The 17,401-nt window shown below is 71.4% G+C and carries 16 protein-coding genes and 1 riboswitch; of the genes, 10 read left to right on the forward strand and 6 right to left on the reverse strand.

The genetic code is table 11. The annotated features are described in order from the left end of the window. The first annotated feature begins 40 nt into the window (after positions 1-40). Together ACWD3H_RS26025 and ACWD3H_RS26030 are read left to right on the forward strand one after the other, a co-directional pair. Positions 41-382 carry an ArsR/SmtB family transcription factor gene (locus ACWD3H_RS26025; protein ID WP_451956845.1) on the forward strand — a complete coding sequence of 114 codons (342 nt, stop codon included), beginning with the start codon at positions 41-43 and terminating at the stop codon, positions 380-382. A gap of 82 nt (positions 383-464) precedes the next feature. After that, positions 465-977, forward strand: a complete 513-nt coding sequence (locus tag ACWD3H_RS26030; protein ID WP_451956846.1) for an O-acetyl-ADP-ribose deacetylase — start codon at positions 465-467, stop codon at positions 975-977. A gap of 98 nt (positions 978-1,075) precedes the next feature. Here the strand turns inward: ACWD3H_RS26030 and ACWD3H_RS26035 are convergent, their stop codons facing one another. Further along, positions 1,076-2,086 carry a GNAT family N-acetyltransferase gene (locus tag ACWD3H_RS26035; protein WP_451956847.1) on the reverse strand — a complete coding sequence of 337 codons (1,011 nt, stop codon included), beginning with the start codon at positions 2,084-2,086 and terminating at the stop codon, positions 1,076-1,078. Positions 2,087-2,145: 59 nt separating this feature from the next. Then, positions 2,146-2,363: riboswitch (cobalamin riboswitch) on the forward strand. A gap of 102 nt (positions 2,364-2,465) precedes the next feature. On the opposite strand from ACWD3H_RS26035, the gene metE reads away from it, so the two are divergent. Together metE and ACWD3H_RS26045 are read left to right on the forward strand one after the other, a co-directional pair. After that, positions 2,466-4,715 (forward strand): 5-methyltetrahydropteroyltriglutamate--homocysteine S-methyltransferase, encoded by a 2,250-nt coding sequence (gene metE / locus ACWD3H_RS26040; protein ID WP_451956848.1) that lies wholly within the window; start codon positions 2,466-2,468, stop codon positions 4,713-4,715. A gap of 207 nt (positions 4,716-4,922) precedes the next feature. Then, positions 4,923-6,956: a hypothetical protein gene (locus ACWD3H_RS26045; RefSeq protein ID WP_451956849.1), complete on the forward strand. Its 2,034-nt coding sequence runs from the start codon at positions 4,923-4,925 to the stop codon at positions 6,954-6,956. Positions 6,957-6,960: 4 nt separating this feature from the next. On the opposite strand, the gene ACWD3H_RS26050 is transcribed toward ACWD3H_RS26045, so the two are convergent. Beyond that, positions 6,961-7,413: a DUF4345 domain-containing protein gene (locus tag ACWD3H_RS26050; protein ID WP_451956850.1), complete on the reverse strand. Its 453-nt coding sequence runs from the start codon at positions 7,411-7,413 to the stop codon at positions 6,961-6,963. Continuing rightward, a complete protein-coding gene (locus ACWD3H_RS26055) occupies positions 7,410-8,228 on the reverse strand; it encodes an NmrA family NAD(P)-binding protein (protein WP_451956851.1) in 819 nt (272 codons plus the stop codon). The genes ACWD3H_RS26050 and ACWD3H_RS26055 overlap by 4 nt, the downstream gene beginning before the upstream one ends. Before the next feature lie 140 nt (positions 8,229-8,368). On the opposite strand from ACWD3H_RS26055, the gene ACWD3H_RS26060 reads away from it, so the two are divergent. Both ACWD3H_RS26060 and ACWD3H_RS26065 read left to right on the forward strand, forming a co-directional pair. Further along, positions 8,369-9,367: an AraC family transcriptional regulator gene (locus ACWD3H_RS26060; protein WP_451956852.1), complete on the forward strand. Its 999-nt coding sequence runs from the start codon at positions 8,369-8,371 to the stop codon at positions 9,365-9,367. 153 nt (positions 9,368-9,520) lie between these two features. Further along, the gene (locus ACWD3H_RS26065) at positions 9,521-10,243 is read left to right on the forward strand and encodes a neutral zinc metallopeptidase (protein WP_451956853.1); all 723 of its coding nucleotides are present in this window, start codon (positions 9,521-9,523) and stop codon (positions 10,241-10,243) included. Positions 10,244-10,273: 30 nt separating this feature from the next. Here the strand turns inward: ACWD3H_RS26065 and ACWD3H_RS26070 are convergent, their stop codons facing one another. Both ACWD3H_RS26070 and ACWD3H_RS26075 read right to left on the reverse strand, forming a co-directional pair. Then, positions 10,274-11,335 carry a class I SAM-dependent methyltransferase gene (locus tag ACWD3H_RS26070; RefSeq protein ID WP_451956854.1) on the reverse strand — a complete coding sequence of 354 codons (1,062 nt, stop codon included), beginning with the start codon at positions 11,333-11,335 and terminating at the stop codon, positions 10,274-10,276. A gap of 206 nt (positions 11,336-11,541) precedes the next feature. Continuing rightward, complete coding sequence (locus ACWD3H_RS26075; RefSeq protein WP_451956855.1) at positions 11,542-12,435, reverse strand: phosphatase PAP2 family protein; 894 nt, start codon at positions 12,433-12,435, stop codon at positions 11,542-11,544. 464 nt (positions 12,436-12,899) lie between these two features. Here ACWD3H_RS26075 and ACWD3H_RS26080 point away from each other — a divergent pair, with 464 nt between their 5' ends. Beyond that, positions 12,900-13,592 carry a response regulator transcription factor gene (locus ACWD3H_RS26080; protein WP_355555259.1) on the forward strand — a complete coding sequence of 231 codons (693 nt, stop codon included), beginning with the start codon at positions 12,900-12,902 and terminating at the stop codon, positions 13,590-13,592. Continuing rightward, positions 13,586-14,797 carry a sensor histidine kinase gene (locus tag ACWD3H_RS26085; protein ID WP_451956856.1) on the forward strand — a complete coding sequence of 404 codons (1,212 nt, stop codon included), beginning with the start codon at positions 13,586-13,588 and terminating at the stop codon, positions 14,795-14,797. Before ACWD3H_RS26080 ends, ACWD3H_RS26085 begins: the two co-directional genes overlap by 7 nt. Here ACWD3H_RS26085 and ACWD3H_RS26090 read toward each other — a convergent pair. After that, positions 14,746-15,447, reverse strand: a complete 702-nt coding sequence (locus ACWD3H_RS26090; RefSeq protein WP_451956857.1) for a hypothetical protein — start codon at positions 15,445-15,447, stop codon at positions 14,746-14,748. The two genes, ACWD3H_RS26085 and ACWD3H_RS26090, sit on opposite strands and share 52 nt — an antisense overlap. Before the next feature lie 296 nt (positions 15,448-15,743). Between ACWD3H_RS26090 and ACWD3H_RS26095 the strand changes: the two genes are divergently transcribed. Both ACWD3H_RS26095 and ACWD3H_RS26100 read left to right on the forward strand, forming a co-directional pair. After that, complete coding sequence (locus ACWD3H_RS26095; protein ID WP_350956737.1) at positions 15,744-16,337, forward strand: RNA polymerase sigma factor; 594 nt, start codon at positions 15,744-15,746, stop codon at positions 16,335-16,337. Continuing rightward, on the forward strand, positions 16,330-17,367 hold the full coding sequence (locus ACWD3H_RS26100; RefSeq protein WP_451956858.1) for a CU044_5270 family protein: 1,038 nt from the start codon (positions 16,330-16,332) through the stop codon (positions 17,365-17,367). Before ACWD3H_RS26095 ends, ACWD3H_RS26100 begins: the two co-directional genes overlap by 8 nt. Positions 17,368-17,401: the final 34 nt, after the last annotated feature.

Here is a 17,401-nt window from a genome sequence, read left to right on the forward strand (position 1 = left end):
CGGCCAGGCCAGGCTCGGCGGCTACCAGTGGCTGTGGGAGGTGGCCCGCAGCCCCGGCTGGTTGCTTCAGCAGCCGACCGGGCCGTTGGCCGCGGTGCTGGCCGCCGCCGGGCATCCGGCGCGCTTCGAGATCCTGCAGTTGCTGGTCGTCGGGCCCAAGCCGGTCGCCGACCTGCAGGCCGAGCTGGCCCTCGCCTCCCCCGGCCAGCTGTACCACCACCTCAAGACGCTGGCCTCGGCCGGGCTGGTCGAGCAGCCCGAGCGGGGGGTCTACCGGGTACCGTCACATGCGATCTTCCCCGTGCTGGCCCTGGCCGCCGCCGCGATCGACGTGGCCGAGCGCTCCGGCGCTCCGGTGAAACCTCGCGATCTTCCTGGCTGAGGTTCAGCGGGTGCGCGAGGACCCGCGTCAAGCCGGTGGAATCGGCGCCGGAAATCGAGGTTCCGCTGGCAGACTCGACCTCATGCAGGTAACGCTGGTCCAGGGGGACATCACCGCGCAGCAGGTCGACGCCGTCGTCAACGCCGCCAACTCCTCGCTGCTGGGAGGCGGCGGGGTCGACGGGGCCATCCACCGGCGCGGCGGCCCCGCGATCCTGGCCGCCTGCCGCGAGCTGCGCGCCTCGCACTACGGCAAGGGGCTGCCGACCGGCCAGGCCGTGGCCACCGTCGCGGGCGACCTGCCGGCCCGCTGGGTCATCCACACCGTCGGCCCCGTCTTTTCTCCCACCGAGGACCGCTCGCACCTACTGGCCTCCTGCTACCGCGAATCCCTCCGGGTCGCCGACGAGCTGGGTGCGACCAGCGTCGCCTTCCCCGCGATATCCACCGGGATCTACCGCTGGCCCATCGACGACGCCGCCCGCATCGCGCTCGGCACCGTACGCAGCGCACCGACACAGGTCACGGATCTGCGGTTCGTACTGTTCACCCCGGACGCCTACACCGTCTTCGAAAGGACGCTCGGCGCCGGGTGAGGGGTGGCGAACCACTGACACAAAGGCTGCCGTGCCTGCCTCTCCAACACACCGGTCGCCTGAGCTCGCCGGCGAAGCCTCCCAGCCCTAACGAACCCTCAGGTGCCGTGAGGGCCCCGGGGCCGGGCGTCGAGCACGCGGACCATGAGCCGTTCGTGGACGCCGGGGTCGTTGGTGTGCGGCTCGGACTCACCGGTGGCCTCGAAACCCAGGCGCCGGTACAGCCGGGCCGCCCCGTCGTTGCCGTCCACGACCCACAGCTGGATCTTCCGATGTCCGCGCTCGGCGGCCCACGCGACGACTTCCTCAACGAGCAGGGCACCGACCCCGGCGCCTCGCGCGGCCGGATCGACCCACATTCCGTACACCTCGACCGCCCCACCCCGGTCTTCGGGCACCCAGCCGCCGGCGACCCCGGCCACCCGGCCCTCAACGACCGCGACCGCCTTCACTCCGCGCTCCGGCAGCATCCCGGCACGCCACCGTGCCTCGTCGTACGCCTGTTCCCGCCCGAGCGAGGAGGAGAAGGCCTCCGGTGCGTCCGCCAGTGCCGCGAGCCGGACATCACGGAACGTCTTCCAGTCCTCGGTCGTCAGGCGACGGACCTCGGCCGGACCCATCTGGAATGCATCTCGGTGCCCGGTCAGGGCCAGCTCGCCGACGACCTGATCGCCGCTCTTCTCGCCGGTCGGGCGAAAGCCGAGCCGGAGGTAGAAGCGCTCGGGCCCGTGCTCTCCCGGAGCCCAGGTAACCGTCGCGCGGGTCTGCCCACGTCTGCGGACCTCCGCGCACACGGACTCCACCGCGAAGCGGCCATATCCCCGACCCTGCTGATCGGCGGCGATGTTCAGCCGCCAGATTCCACAGCGGGGCGTGTCATCCGGGTCGTCCGGGTTGAAACGGACCATGAAGAAGCCCATGACGAAGCCCACCAGCTGCTCGCCGTCGAAGATCAGTCGAGGCCAGGCGATCTCAGGCTGCGCGTACGCCTCGGCGAGTGACCACGCGACCGGGTCCACGAACTCCTCCTGGTCGGGTCGCACCTGCAGCCGGCACGCGGCCTCGACGTTGTCCGCGGTGACCTTCTCCAGGCGAAGCGACGAAGACATGCTGACAACCTACAGATCGTCTCCGAGAACTCAACGGGATAAATGCCGCCCGCCCGGTTAGACTCCTGGGCGCGGATGGTTCATCCAGGTCCCTGGGATCTGGATGTCGTAAGAGGGAACCCGGTGGGAATCCGGGACTGCCCCGCAGCGGTGAGTGGGAACGACCGCCGTCACCACGCACTGGGCCTTTGGGCCTGGGAAGCGACGGCCAGTAGGACATGCCTGTCCCAGGTGTGGCGCCCGCGAGTCCGAAGACCTGCCTCCGCCCGTGCGCCGTTCGGCGCGCGGTGGTCCGCGGCCTCGTGGGAGGGCCAGGGACGCGCGCCGCGCGCTCCTTCCCTCCTGCCCGGCCGCCCGTGGCTCAGCGAGGGAAGCTGCCATGCAAACGACGATCCTCGGATACCCCCGTATCGGGACACACCGGGAACTGAAATTCGCCACCGAGGACTACTGGGCCGGGCGCTCCGACGCCACCGCCCTGGCGAAGACGGCCGAGGTCCTGCGCCAGGAGGTCTGGACGGGCCTGCGCGACGCGGGCCTCGACACGATCCCGTCGAACACGTTCTCCCTCTACGACCAGGTACTCGACACCAGCGTCATGGTCGACGCGGTGCCCGGCCGTTACCGGCACCTGACCGGCCTGGACCGGTACTTCGCCATGGCCCGCGGCGTCCAGGACGTCCCGGCGCTGGAGATGACCAAGTGGTTCGACACCAACTATCACTACATCGTGCCCGAGGTGGGGCCGGACACCCGGTTCCGGCTGGCCGACGGGGCACGGTCCAAGCCGCTGGCCGAATACGCGGAGGCCAGGGCCCTGGGAGTGGAGACCCGCCCGGTGCTGGTTGGTCCCCTCACCTATCTGCTGCTCGCCAAGGCCTCGCCCGGCGCGCCCGCCGGATTCCGGCCTCTCGACCTGCTCGACGAGCTCGTCGAGGTCTACGCCGACCTGCTGGAACGGCTCGCCGGGGCGGGCGCACGGTGGGTACAGCTCGACGAGCCCGCCCTGGTCGCCGACCGGAACGCCGAGGAGATCGCCGCGCTCGCCCGCGTCTACGAACACCTCGGCGAGCTGCCCAACAGGCCCCGGATCCTGGTGGCGACCTACTTCGGTACGGTCGCCGCGGACGCGCTGCGCATGCTGGCCGCAACCCGTGTCGAGGCGGTCGGTCTGGACTTCGTCGCCGGGCCGGGAAACCTCGGCGTGCTCGCCTCCGTCGGCGGACTACCCCGCAAGACCGTCGTCGCCGGGGTGGTGGACGGCCGCAACGTGTGGCGTACCGACGTTCAGCGGGCGAAGGCGACCTGCGCGGTCCTGCTCGGCCTGGCCGACCAGGTCGAGGTGAGCACCTCCTGCTCGCTGCTACACGTCCCGCTCGACCTGGACGCCGAGACCGCGCTGGCCCCGGCCGTCCGGGGTCGTCTGGCCTTCGCCCGGCAGAAGGTCGCCGAAGTCGTCGCCCTCGGCCGGGCCTCGCGTTCCGACGCCCCCGGCCCGCTCCCCGCCGCCGAGACCGAGGCTGCCACGGTCGACCACCGGGTCCGGGCCCGTCTCGACATGCTCGGTGACGGCGTCCGCCGTGGCGACCGGGCCGCGAGGTTCGCCGCCCAACGGGCCGCGCTACGCCTGCCGGATCTGGCGACCACGACCATCGGCTCGTTCCCGCAGACCCCCGAGATCCGCAAGGCCCGCGCCGCCCACAAGGCCGGGCAGCTCACCCACGCGGCCTACCAGCAGGCCATGAGGGAGGAGGTCGAGCGGGTGATCGCCCTGCAGGAGGAACTCGGCCTGGACGTCCTCGTCCACGGCGAGCCCGAACGCAACGACATGGTGCAGTACTTCGCCGAACGGCTCGACGGATATGCCGCCACCGATCACGGCTGGGTCCAGTCCTACGGGTCGCGCTGCGTCCGTCCGCCGATCCTGCACAGCGATGTCTTCCGGCCGGAGCCGATGACGATCGGCTGGGCCACCTACGCGCAGTCCCTCACCGACAAGCCCGTCAAGGGCATGCTCACCGGCCCGGTCACCATGCTCGCCTGGTCGTTCGTCCGCGACGACCAGCCCCTGGCCGACACCGCCCGCCAGGTCGCCCTCGCCCTCCGCGACGAGATCCACGATCTGGAGGCCGCAGGAATCCGCATCATCCAGGTCGACGAGCCCGCCCTGCGCGAGCTCCTGCCGCTCCGCGGGGACGAGCACGCCGCCTATCTGGCCTGGGCCGTCGGCGCGTTCCGGCTGGCCACCTGCGGAGTCGCCGACTCCACCCAGATCCACACCCACATGTGCTACTCCGAGTTCGGGGAGATCATCGGTGCGATCGGCGACCTCGACGCCGACGTCACCAGCGTCGAGGCCGCCCGCTCCGACATGGAACTCGTCGCCGACCTGCGCGACGCCGGCTACCAGAGCGGCATCGGCCCAGGCGTCTACGACATCCACTCGCCCCGCGTCCCGTCCTCCGAGGAGATCGAGCAGAACCTGCGGCGCGCCCTTCAGGCCGTCGACCCGGCCCGCCTGTGGGTCAACCCCGACTGCGGCCTGAAGACCCGCGGCTACCCCGAGACCAGTGCCTCCCTGCGCAACATGGTCACCGCCGCCATGGCTCTCCGCGTGCCGCAGGACTGACACCGGGTCGCTCGCCCCATCGCCGGTGCCCGGCGGTGGGGCGAGTCTCCGGGATCGGAAACCGGCCGGCAGCACGGCCTTCAGCTCCGGCGCCATCGTCCTGGACCACCGCCCGGCCGCCTGACAACCACCGAAGCCGCCACGGGACAACCCTCCTCTGGACGCAAACGATCAAAAGATGGCAGTGTTTGGGCAAAGGGGGGCGATGTGCGGGTTGAGGACTTGTCCGACGCTGAGCGCCGGATATGGGAGGCGTTTCCACTTGGGGAGGAGGTCGACTTCACCACCGGGAAGCCGGAGGAGGACGACCCGGCGGCAGGGGCGGCCTGGGACGAGGGGCGGACGGTCCGGGCCAGGGTGATCGCCGTCCTGCTGATGAGCGAGGAGCCCCCTCGGTCGCATCGGATCCCGGCGCTCCGGATCAAGGGTGCCCGGATCACCGAGCGGGTGAATCTGGCCTACTCCACCCTCCGTCACTCCGCGCGGTTCCTGTCCTGCTTCTTCGAGGAGGAACCCAGCCTGTACTGGGCACGGTGCCCGCAGCTGAGCTTCAACGGCTCCCACCTGCCGGGCCTGTTCGCCTCCAACGCGCAGATCGACGGGCATCTGCGGCTGGAGAGGTGCGTGTTCACCGGCCCGGTGGAACTGCGCGGGACCCAGCTTGCCGGGAGCCTCACGCTGAGCCACGCGCGGAGCCTGGACATCGACTGCGACCGGCTCCAGGCGGGGCGGGGCATCTCCGCGATCGGGCTCGGCGCCACGGGTCAGGTCGGCTTCGCCAACGTCAAGGTGAGCGGCACCGTGATTCTGGATCATGCCCGCCTGACGGCCTCCGGCCGGAACGCGCTGGACATGGACGGGCTGATCGCCGACGGGAACGTCTTCTGCCGGTGGATGGCGGTCACCGGGATGATCAGCCTGCGCAACGCCCGGGTGGCCGGACCGTTCGCCTTCACCGGGACCACGATCGACCGCCCCGGCCGGATGGCCTTCCTCGGTTCCAGGATCACCGCCGAGGGCGGGCTCTACCTGGCCATCGGGTTCACCGCGACGGGCACCGTACGGCTGGCCAACTCGCGGATCGACCGGGAGCTCAGCCTGAGCGGCGCCCACCTGACCTGTCCCGGCGGTGACGCGCTCCAGGCCGCGGAGCTGCAGGTCGAGGGGAGCTTCGACGCGGACGAGCTCAGCGCCGAGGGGCGGGTGGATCTCTCCCAGGCGCGCGTCTCGGGGGCGCTGAACCTGACCGGCACGAGCCTGTCCGCGCCCGGCGAGGTCGTGCTCGATGCCGACGGGGTGAGTGTCGGCGGCGGGCTGTCGTGCACCAAGGGGTTCCGGGCCGACGGCGCGGTCCGTCTCGCCGACGCGCGCATCGGGACGTTCGCCGACTTCAGCGGTGCCCGGCTGAGCAACCCCGGTGGCCAGGCGCTCGATCTCGCCGGGGCGAGCGTCGGCGCCGGCCTGGAGTGCGGGCGCGGCTTCGTCGCCGAAGGGGAGCTCACCTTGATCGGGGCCCGAATCGGTCGGCATCTGTATCTCAACGACGCGACCCTGTCCGCACCGGGCGGCCGGGCCCTGGCAGCCTGGCAGTTGCAGGCCCGCGAGCTGTATCTGCGCCCCAAGCGGGCGCCCGAGGGCACCGTCGACCTGCGGCACGCCCAGATCGGGGTCATCCGCGACGACCCCGCCACCTGGTCACCGCGCCGCCAGGACGGTCTCACCTACGAGGCCCTGGATCCGACGCTGCCCGCCGCCCGGCGCCTGGCCTGGCTGCGGGACGACCCCGACGGATACGTGCCGCAGCCGTACGAGCAGCTCGCCGCCGTCTACCGGCGACTGGGTCAGGACGTCGACGCCCGTACCGTGCTGCTGGTCAAGCAGCGGCGGCAGCGCGCCGCGCTCCCGCGGTACGCGCGGGTCTGGGGATGGCTGCAGGACGTCACGGTCGGGTACGGCTACCGTCCGGTCCGTGCCGCCCTGTGGTTTCTGGCCCTGCTCGTCACCGGCGCCGTCGTGTTCGCCGTGCACAACCCGCCCCGCGCCGAACCCGGCAAGGGTCCCGTTTTCAACGCGCTGTTCTACGCGCTGGATCTGCTGCTCCCGGTGATCGACTTCGGGCAGGAGAAGGCGTACCAGCCCGTCGGCGCCGGCCAGTGGGTCGCCTACGGGCTGGTGATCGCGGGCTGGGTGCTGGTCACCACCATCGCCACCGGCATCACCCGCACCCTGTCCCGCCACTGATCGCTCAGGCCGAGGTCTCTCGCCCGCCATGGTGGCGATACCGCACGAGGACGAAGACGCAGGCCAGCCCGATGACCATCTCCAGCGCGGCCGCGAGCACCAGCCCGCTCGCCGGTATCCCGTCCAGCGCGATGCTCAGCAGGCGGGACAGACCGTAAGCGAGGTAGGTCGCGGCACCGACGACCGTGGCGGTGAAGGCCAGCCGTGCGACGAACGCGCCGAGCATGATCAGCACACCGGCCGCCAGCAGTGCGCCGCCCGCGGCCCGGGTCTCGCTGAGCAGGCCGGCGTCGCTCCCGAGTTCGATGCCGTTGGTGCCGTGGAAGGCCGCGGGCGCGAACAGTGTCGCCGCGCCGATCCCGATCGCCACCACACCGGACACGAGCAGGACGAGTCTCAGCGGTCTCGCGTTTCGCATCTTCACCGCTCCCTCCGGCAGGTACGGCAGGCTCGTCATCTCCACACCCCGGAGGCGGCGGCCGTACGGCAGAAGTCGGTGAAGTCGCGGGGCTCGCGGCCGAGTGCCTCGCGCACGCCGTGGGCCGGCGAGGCGTTGCGTCCGTCGAACACCTCTTTGCACAGGTCCGTGAGCAGGTCGGCATAGCCGAGCCCGACGCTCTGCTCCAGGGCGGCGTGAAACACCTCCGGGGAGACGGCGACGTACTCGACCTGCCGGTCCGCGGCCTTCGCGATCTCGGCCGCGGCCTCGTGGAAGGTCAGCAGGCGCGGCCCGGTGAGCTCGTAGAGCCGGCCGGAGTGACGGTCGTCGGTGAGGGCGGCGACCGCGACGTCGGCGATGTCGTCGACGTCGACGAACGGTTCCGCGACCTCGCCGGCCGGCAGCGCGATCACACCGCCGAGCACCGAATCCCGCAGGTGGCCTTCGCTGAAGTTCTGCGAGAACCAGCTCGTCCGGATGAGCGTGTGGCTCAGGCCGGACTCGCTGACGATCCGCTCGCAGCGCTGCGCGTTGGGCTCGCCCCGGCCGGAGAGCAGTACCAGCCGCTGGACGCCCGCGTCGGCCGCGCACGCGGTCAGCTCCTCGATCGCGGCCGGGGCGCCGGGCGCCGCGAGGTCGGGGAAGTAGGAGATGTAGACGGATTCGGCGCCGCGCAGCGCCTGGGGCCAGGTGTCGGGCCGTTCCCAGTCGAAGGGCGGGTCGAGGTGGTGCGAGCCGCCCCTGACCGGGTGGCCGCGCTCGGCGAGCCGTTGCACGATTCGCCGGCCGGTCTTGCCGGTCGAGCCGATGACGAGGGTATGGGGTCGCCGCATGCTCTGGATGCTCCTTTGGTTGCTGGTGAGTCCAGTCTTGTGCGGCACTTATGGACTAACAATAGAAAAAAGTCCGCCCTTCTTTGCTGTTCGTCCAGCCTTGTGGACGGTTGGTCGAGAGCGGTGACACCATGACGGCTATGCCGAGTGTCCCTCGCCCGTTCCCGGCTCCCGCCGACCTGCTGGGTGAGACCCTGCACCTGCTCCGGCTGACCGGCACCCTCTACTGTCGTGCCGAACTCACCGCGCCGTGGGGGGTCGACGTACCGGCGCTCGACGGGTCGATGACGTTGCTGGTCGTCACCGCGGGCCACTGCCGGCTGGAGATCGACGGAGCCGAGCCACGCCTGCTCCGGCAGGGCAGCCTCACCCTGATCCCGCACGGCACCCCGCACCGGCTGCGGAGCGGTCCCGACGCCGACACCGAACCGCTCTTCGACATACCGGTCGAGCAGGTCAGCGAGTGTTACGAGATCATGCGCCACGGTGGCGGCGGGGATTGCACGCACGCCACCTACGGTGTCGTGCGCTTCGACCATGTGGCGGCCCAGCGCCTCGTCTCGCAGCTTCCCGAGGTGCTGCACATCGACGCCTGGGACGACGACGCCAACTGGCTCAACAGCACGCTCCAGTTCATCTCCCGCGAGGCTCTCGCCCTGCGACCGGGCGGGGAGACCGTCATCACCCGGCTCGCCGACATCCTCGTCATCCAGGCGATCCGTTCCTGGCTCGACTCGGCGCCCGAGGCGAATCAGGGCTGGCTGGCCGCCCTGCGCGACGAGCAGGTGGGGCGGGCGCTCGCGTTGATCCACCGCGCGCCCGAACGGCAGTGGAGCGTCGCCTCGCTCGCGCAGGAGGTCGGCATGTCGCGCTCTGCCTTCTCGGCGCGCTTCACCGACCTGGTCGGCGAGCCCGCCATGCGCTATCTCGCCCACTGGCGCATGCAGTTGGCCCGCATGCACCTTCGGCAGACATCGGAGCCGCTCTCGGTGGTCGCCCGCCGCTTCGGCTACCGGTCCGAGGCGGCGTTCTGCCGCGCGTTCAAACGGACCTTCGGCGTACCGCCGGGGAACGCCCGCCAGGCGGCGGACGACGTGAGCCCGGCGGCGCGAGGATGGGACGGCGCCTCAACACGCTGATCCGCCGATCGCCACCCGGACGACGGGCCGGCGCGAGCCGCGTGCGCGTGCGCGGCAACGGCGCCAGGAGTTCTAAGCTGTCCGATCATGCGTTTCCTCCCGCCCCGCGCCGGTTCCCGGCGGTCTCTCCGACGTTGGGTCCCGCTGGTCGCCGTGTGTCTTGCCGTCCTGCCCGCCGGAGTCGCGCAGGCCTCCGCCCCCAAGCCCTCGTTGCTGAAGTCCGGCAGGCTGGCGGCCACCTCGTGCCCGGAGCCGCCGCTCGTCGACAGAGGCGTTCCGCAGCCGGGCGAGTATCTCACCGCGGTCATGAAATGTCTGAACACCTCGTGGTCCGCCCACTTCGCTCGGGCCGGGCTGCGGTTCCGCACGCCCGCGGTCCGCCTCTACTCCGAGCCCGCGCGGCGCGTCTGCGGAATACCCTGGCCCCAGGGCGCGGACGCCTTCTACTGCACGAAACAGGCCACGCTGGTGTTCCCGCTCACCGGTGCCTGGATCGAGGACCGCACCGATCTGTACCCCTTCAAGGTGGCGGCCCACGAGTACGGCCACCACCTGCAGAGCCTCACCGGCGTCAGGGACCACTACGAGAGGCGCGCCCACGCCGACCTCCCCCGCCAGTTCGAACTCCGCCGCCGCTACGAGCTCCAGGCCGACTGCCTGTCGGGGGTGTTCCTGGGCAGCGTACGGGACTCGCTGCCGCGTACCGAGCAGGACTGGAAGGCACTGTCCGAGACGCTCCGCGCCAGCGGTGACGAGGACGACCACCGCACCCACGGCAGCGGTGCCAACCGGGTCCGCTGGTTCGAACGCGGCTACCGCGCGCTCTCCCCCGCCGCCTGCGACACCTGGACCGCCGCCCCGTCCCGGGTGTCCTGACCCGCGGGGGCCTGCGCAGACCGACGGCCGCTACGGTTTCAGTTCCAGGACCAGGTTGAACGGGGTGGCGGTCGCCTGGCGGGGCCGGGTGAAACCCGCCTGCCGGGCCACCTCGAAGAGTCGTTCCCGCCCGGCCTGCGCGCCCAGGGCCTCGGTGCCGCCCTGGGCGAGCGCGTTGGGTACGCAGATGGTGGCCGAGGCGTTGAAGAAGAGCCGGCCCACCGGGTTGAGGTCGTCCGGCAGCCGCCCGTGCGCGAACGGCTCGACCAGCAGCACGGTGCCGTCGGGTGCCAGGGTGGAGTGCACGTGCCGTAGCGCGGCAACGGGGTCGCCCATGTCGTGCAGGCAGTCGAACAGGCAGACCAGGTCGTAGCCGGACCCCGGATAGTCGTCGGCGTAGGCCGTCTCGAAACTCACCCGGTCCGTGACCCCGGCCTGCAGTGCCAGCTCGCGGGCCCGCACGATCGAGGACACGTGCGCGTCGAAGCCGGTGAAGCGCGAGTTCGGGTACGCCTCCGCCAGCACGATGGTCGAGGCGCCGTGCCCGCAGCCGACGTCTGCCACCAGGGCCCCGGCGGTCAGTTTCCCCTCGACGCCCGAGAGTGCGGGAATCCAGCTGTCTCGCAGGTGGGCGGCGTATCCAGGGCGGAAGAACCGCTCGGTGCCGTTGAACAGCGCCCGGTCGTGGTCGGACCAGGCCAGGTTCCTGGCACCCCGGTAGGCCTCCGCGATCCCGGCCTCGTCGCGGTAGACGGAGGAGATCAGTTCGGCGAGCCCGGTCATGAACACCGGGCTGGTCTCGTCGGCGAACACCGTCGCCTGCTCGTCGGTCAGCGTGTAAGAACCGTCCTGGTAGCGGACGTATCCGACACATGCCTGGGCCGCGAGCCATTCGGCGACGAGCCGCTCGTTGGTGCCGGTGCGCCAGGCCAGGTCACCGGGGCTGAGCGGGCCCGCCCCCACCATCGCCTTCCACAGGCCCAGCCGGTCTCCGAGCACGACCGTCGCCGCTCCGAAGGCACCCCCCAGGTCGAGCACGACCTGGTCCACGAGCCTCTGCAGCCCGGCCTCGTCCATCGGAGCCTTCCCCATCGGTCCGTGTGATCGCCCGCGGGACTCGGGGCGAACTCCGTACGGGCTCTTCGAGTCCGCCCACCGCGCGGGAGAGGTCGGCGAATCCCCGCGCGACCACCGTTCCCATCGTAGTTCCGGCCTTTCGCGCCTCCCGGAAACGGATGTTCAACGTCGCGCAACGGCTCCTTCGGCCTCGGATCAAAACGTCCGGGATCAAAACGGGATCAAAAGCGTCCGCTGTGGTGGCCGTTGTCCGATGTCTGCGGCAGGTCGGCCCGGAAAGGACGAAAGTGATGTGGCTCAGCGGACAGATTCCCCACCGGCTGACCGTGCTGGAGGGAAGGGCCGGCTCGGTGCCGGCCCGCGGGGGCGGCCGGACGGCGACCGTACCGGCCCTCGGGGTCGGAGTCGTTCCGGCCCAGGCGCTCGATCAGCGGCGACACCAGCCGCAGCGCCGGCGGCGTGAGCGCGAGCAGCACCGCCACCACCACGCCTGCGGCGAGGATCACACCGGCGAGCACGTCGTGCGGATAGTGGACCCCCACCATCACCCGGAGCAGCGCCGCCACCGCGGCCAGCGGCAGGGTCACCGCGGCGAGGCGGGGACGGAGCAGGGCCAGGCCGACCGCGAGTCCGGCGGCCAGGGTGGCGTGGTTGCTGGGAAACGACCAGTCCCCCACCTCCGGGCACTCCGCGATCGCCGCCGCGGCTCCCGGTACCACCCGGCAGGGGCGTTCCTCGATCACCATCAGCTTCACCGTCTCGCTGATCGCGTAGGCGGCGACGGTGCCCACGCCGATCATGACGGTTCCGGCGACACCGCGTACGTCCCCTCGGCGCAGGGCGATCCACCACACCAGGACGAGGATCAGCCCGAGGAGCACGAGGGTGCCGTCGGTGGCCATCTCCATCGCCGTGCTCGCCCACGAGGGCGCGTTCGCCACCGCCTCGGTCACCGATCGGTACCCGGAGGCCGAGGCGCCTTCCACGACCTTCGCCGGACCGGCCCCGCCCGTGCCCTCCGGCGAAAGCCAGGCAACGACTCCGGCACCCACGCCCAGCGACACGGTCGCGCCCAGCAGCCGGTTGCGGAGATTGTTCCCAGCGTCAGTCTTCATAGCGGTTGATCATAAGAAGGACCGTGGGATAACACCTAAATGAACAGTGATCAAACCTGAGATGAACCTCAGTCCGGCCGGTACCACCGCCGTCACCTCACCGGATCGGCGATCACCGCGAGCAGCGGCACCGACTCCTCGGCCTCGGCCGGGCCTCGGCGACTCACCGAGCGGCGGACCCCCTGGGCGGCGCCGGCTACAGAGATACTTCCAAGCGGACTCCACGCGGGACGCGGCCTGCCGCTGACACCCGCACAACGCTTCCGCACGGCTCCGTCGTGTTCGAGCCGGCGTGACACGTCCGGTGAGTCCCGTCTGCCAGGCCGGCTCGAATGCCCATCCCGCGCACACGCCGTCCGCCACGCGGCGGAGCCCGGGTCCGCCACACGACGGACGGCCGGTCACCCGCGTCTCGTACGGGGAGGGTGGCCGACGCGCGGCCGACCTCTTGTAGCCTGCTGTGCATGCCTGGTAGGACAAACGATCTCGCGCGGATCAGGCTGGTCATCGCGGACGACCAGGCCATGATCCGCACCGGGCTGCGGTTCGTCGCAGAGACCGCCGCGGACATCGAGGTCGTCGGGGAGGCAGCAGACGGATTGGAAGCCCTCTCCGTGACCCGGCGACTGCGACCGGACGTGCTGCTGATGGACATCGCGATGCCCAGGCTGGACGGTCTGGGCGCCGCCCGGCGGCTGCTCGCGGACCCGCATCCGCCCAAGATCGTCATACTGACCACCTTCGGCACCGACGAGAACCTGCACGCCTCGCTCCGTGCCGGAGTCAACGGTTTCCTGCTCAAGACCTCGCCCCCCGAGCAGCTCATCGAGGCGGTACGGGTGGTGGCGGCCGGCGACGCGCTCATCGACCCGGCGGCCACCACGCGGGTGATCGCATCGTTCGCCGCACGCCACGAGCCGGTCGCTCCGCCCGAGCTGGCCACCCTCACCCCGCGTGAGCTGGAGGTGCTGCGCCTGCTCGCCCGAGGGCTGTCCAACCTCGAAATCGCGCGGGAGTTCCAGATAGGCGACGCGACCATCAGGACCCACGTCGCCCGGCTGCTGCACAAGCTCGGCCTGCGCGACCGGACCCAGGCCGTCGTGTTCGCCTACGAGGCCGGGGTCGTGCGACCCGGGCAGCAGGGCCTGCCGTGCTGAGGAGACTGCTCGGCGACTGGCGGCCGACCCGGATGGATCTCCTTCTCTCCCTCGCCGTGGGGATCACCGGCCTCGTCGAGTCCTTCGGCCGCCAGGGCTCCCAGCCCGGCCAGATCAGCGATCCGGTGCCGATGGCGGTGGGGGTGGTCGTCACCGGGACGCTGCTGCTGCTCCGGCGCAGGTTCCCCACGACCCTGCTCCTCGCGCTGATCTCGATCGGCCTGGCCGTGCGGGCGGTGGCGGGCAACGACTACTACGCCGCCTGGCACTTCTACTCGACGCTCATCCTGGTCCACACCGTGGCCAGCGCCGCGGAACTGCGGAGCCGCCGCGGGCTCGCGGGGCTGGCGTGCGTGCTGGCGGCGTACGCCGGCCTGCAGATGCAGGTGTTCCAGAGCAACGACATCGCCGAAGTCATGATCACCGCCGTCTTCATGGGCGTGGCGTACGGGAGCGGCATCCTGCTGCGTCGCCAGATCGACCGGACGTTGCGGCTGGCGGAACGCGCCATCCGCCTGGAGATGGAGCGCGAGGAGCGGGCCCGGCTGGCGGTGGCGGAGGAAAGGACCCGGATCGCCAGGGAGCTCCACGACATCGTCTCGCACAACGTGAGCGTGATGACCCTGCACACCGGCGGGGTGCGGATGCGGCTCGGCGAGGACCACAAGCTGGAGCGCGACATGCTGCTCGGGGTCGAGCGGGCCGGCCGCGAGGCGGTCGAGGAGCTCCAGCTCATGCTGGGCGTGCTCCGCGGGACCGGGGATCCGGACCCCGGCGCGTCCCAGCCGGGCCTGGAGCGGCTGGACGAGCTGGTCACGCAGGTCAGGGAGGCCGGGTTGGACGTCCGCCTCCGGATCACCGGCGAGCCGCGCCCCCTGCCGCCGGGACTCGCGCTCTCCGCCTACCGGGTGATCCAGGAGGCTCTGACGAACGTGCTGAAGCACTCCCCCGCCGCCGGTGCCGACGTCGTCATCGCCCACAGCCTGACCGGGCTGGATGTGGAGATCACCAACGACGGCACCGGGGGCGGGCGCGGCTCGGACGGGCAGCGCTCGGACGGGCAGCACCCGGGTGGGCACGGTCTGGTCGGGATGCGCGAGCGGACCGCGATGCACGGTGGCGAACTGTCCACCGGTCCCGTCCCGGGCGGCGGTTACCGGGTGGTCGCCCGGTTCCCGCTGGACGCCCCGGCGGCGACCGGCTGAGCCGCCTCCCGCCCGGCCCACTCCGCGTCGCTCATCCGCAGCATCCGCAGCCCGATCACCCCGGAACCGGCCAGGTAGAGCAGGCCGCCAACGACCGTGCCGATCGGGAAGATCAGGGTTCCGAAGACGCCCGCGATGATCGCGAAGGGTGCCCACCACGGCCCGTGGCCGGCGTAGGCCAGGGCCAGGCCGAGCAGGAACAGGCCGAGCAGCCCGAGGAAGCCCGGGATCTGGAACCCGAAGGTGGCGCCGGGATCGGCGAACGCCTGCTCGGCGAGCATCTCGCCCTGGGCGGGCGGCAGGGCGCGTTCGAGCCGGGAGTAGAAGAAATCCCCGAGCATCAGTCCGGAGAAGTTCACCACGCCGAGCAGCGCGAGACCGCCGGCGAGGTGGCCGAAAACGACTCCCCTGTGCCGGATCAGGTGGATCATCCCGATGATTCCCGGGATCATCAGCACCCAGCTCCAATGCAGGAGCGAGGCGCTGACCGAGACCTGCTCCGGATACCTGCCGTAGACGCCGGTGGTGTCACCGCCCTGCCGCAGGGCCGGGTCGACGATGGCGCCCGCGATGTAGAGGAGTGGCGCGACGATGAGGCACACCCCCGCCGCCCATCTGCGGAAACCGAGTGGATTGGAGAGCGATGGCATGAGATCTTCCCTTGCGTTCCGGCCCGCACCCGGACGGGCGGGGATGAGGCCGGGAACGCTAGGCGACGACGCGGCGCGTGTCGTCCTCCTCATGGCCTATCGTCGCTCCGCCATCCGGCGGACCGCCTACCCCGCCGATCGCGACACGAGCCCGGCCCCCCACGCGCGGGGCTCACCGCGCTGGGCGCGATGCGCGGATCCGGACCGTGAAAGCGAATCGGCGGATCGGGCGATAGAGAGGGACCGCCGTTCGCGTTCGAAGGATTGCACATGACGGGAAGACCATCGTGACCGCGATGTCCTGGGCCGCCCATCCGGCGGAGGACGCCCAGGTCGTCCGGCTCTCCCTCGACGAGTCCGAGCGGTTCAGCGCGATCTTCGACACCTACTTCGGCGAGATCCACCGCTACGTCGCCCAGCGGCTCGGCGCCGACGCCGCGGAGGACATCGTCGCGGAGACGTTCCTCACCGCGTTCCGCAAGCGGGCGCAGTACGACCCGTCGCGGGCCGGCGTGCGGGCCTGGCTGTACGGCATCGCCACCAACCTCATCGGCAGGCACCGCCGCGTCGAGGTGCGAACGTTGCGCGCACTCGGGCGCCACGGCCCCGACCCGGACACCCCGGGGCACGAGGAGCACGTCGCCGTGCGGGTCAGCGCGGAAAGCCTGCGGCCGAGTCTCGCGGCGGCCCTGGCCGGGCTCCACCAGCGAGATCGCGACGTCCTGCTCCTCGTCGCCCTGGCCGGGTTGAGCCACGAGGAGATCGCCACCGCCCTGGGCATCCCGTACGGGACGGTCGGGTCACGGCTGAACCGGGCCAGGAAGAAGCTGCGCGCCACGCTGGGCGAGACCAACCCGATGCTGGAGTCCGAGGAGGCCGATCGTGGATGAGCTGAAGACGGTCCGCGAGCTGTACGGCGAGCCGCGGCTCGATCCGCTCCTCAAGGCCAGGGTGCGCGGGTTGCTGACCGACGAGCCCAGGAGGCGACGGTGGCGGCTGTCATGGACCGCGGCCGTGGCCGGCCTCGCGGCCGCCGCCGTGGCGATGGCGATCGTGGTTCCCGGCATGACCGGGGAGGCGGAGGCGCCGAACCGGGTCGCGACGATCTCCGGGCGATCGGTCCTGCTCGCGGCGGCGACCACCGCCGAGTCGGACCCCGCGTCGGCGAACGCCTACTGGCGCGTCAGGAAACTGCACCGGCAGACGTACCCGGAGCAGCTGGGCAGGGGGGCGAACCGTTACTGGGTGGTGGAGTCACGGCTCACCGAGCAGTGGGTCGCCAGGGACGGCCGGGTCTGGTCCGCCTCCCGGGCGCTGGGGGCGCGCCCGGGAAGCGCGGCCGACGAGGAGGCCTGGCGTCGCGACGGCTCCCCCACCGAGTGGTCGAGCCAGGGGGAGGTGCTCTCCACCTCGCCGGAGAAGGGCGAGCTCAGGGCCATCACCGGCAGGGTGCCCTTCAGCATGGCCGGTCATGAGATGACCTTCGAGCAGCTCCAGAGGCTCCCGGTCACCCCCGCCGCGTTGCGGGACTGGGTCACCGAGGCGGTGAGCGACGTTCCGGCCGGCACCATCGACGGTGTCGTCGCGGACGCGCTCAGCGGCCTGCTGTGGAGCAAGCCGTCGCCGCCGGACGTGCGCGCGGCCGCCTACCGTGCGCTGGCCGAGCTGCCGAACATCCGGTATCTGGGCAGCGCCACGGACGAGCGGGGCCGGGCGGGAGCCGGGTTCGCCTTCACCGTTCAGCCTCCCGGGGCGCGGAACGGCGCGGCCGTGCAGCGGACACTGATCATCGATCCGGACAGCTCCCAGGTGCTCTCCTCCACGGTCGCCGGCCGGCCGGGGGTCAGGGGTGAACAGGTCGAGCTGGTCCTGGAGGCGGGCTGGACCGATGAGCGGCCCGCCGTTCCCGAACTTCCCTAGCCCGCCCGGGTTGCCGGGGGGAACCACGCCTTCA

It is taken from the genome of Streptosporangium sp. NPDC002607 (genome assembly GCF_053592655.1).

Excerpts from the sequence above, each read along its gene's own strand:
- ACWD3H_RS26080 (WP_355555259.1), top strand. The coding sequence starts at position 12,900 with ATGCCTGGTAGGACAAACGATCTCGCGCGGATCAGGCTGGTCATCGCG.
- ACWD3H_RS26090 (WP_451956857.1), bottom strand. The coding sequence starts at position 15,447 with ATGCCATCGCTCTCCAATCCACTCGGTTTCCGCAGATGGGCGGCGGGG.
- ACWD3H_RS26035 (WP_451956847.1), bottom strand. The coding sequence starts at position 2,086 with ATGTCTTCGTCGCTTCGCCTGGAGAAGGTCACCGCGGACAACGTCGAG.
- ACWD3H_RS26030 (WP_451956846.1), top strand. The coding sequence starts at position 465 with ATGCAGGTAACGCTGGTCCAGGGGGACATCACCGCGCAGCAGGTCGAC.
- ACWD3H_RS26095 (WP_350956737.1), top strand. The coding sequence starts at position 15,744 with ATGTCCTGGGCCGCCCATCCGGCGGAGGACGCCCAGGTCGTCCGGCTC.
- ACWD3H_RS26075 (WP_451956855.1), bottom strand. The coding sequence starts at position 12,435 with ATGAAGACTGACGCTGGGAACAATCTCCGCAACCGGCTGCTGGGCGCG.
- metE (WP_451956848.1), top strand. The coding sequence starts at position 2,466 with ATGCAAACGACGATCCTCGGATACCCCCGTATCGGGACACACCGGGAA.
- ACWD3H_RS26060 (WP_451956852.1), top strand. The coding sequence starts at position 8,369 with ATGCCGAGTGTCCCTCGCCCGTTCCCGGCTCCCGCCGACCTGCTGGGT.
- ACWD3H_RS26070 (WP_451956854.1), bottom strand. The coding sequence starts at position 11,335 with ATGGGGAAGGCTCCGATGGACGAGGCCGGGCTGCAGAGGCTCGTGGAC.
- ACWD3H_RS26055 (WP_451956851.1), bottom strand. The coding sequence starts at position 8,228 with ATGCGGCGACCCCATACCCTCGTCATCGGCTCGACCGGCAAGACCGGC.
- ACWD3H_RS26050 (WP_451956850.1), bottom strand. The coding sequence starts at position 7,413 with ATGACGAGCCTGCCGTACCTGCCGGAGGGAGCGGTGAAGATGCGAAAC.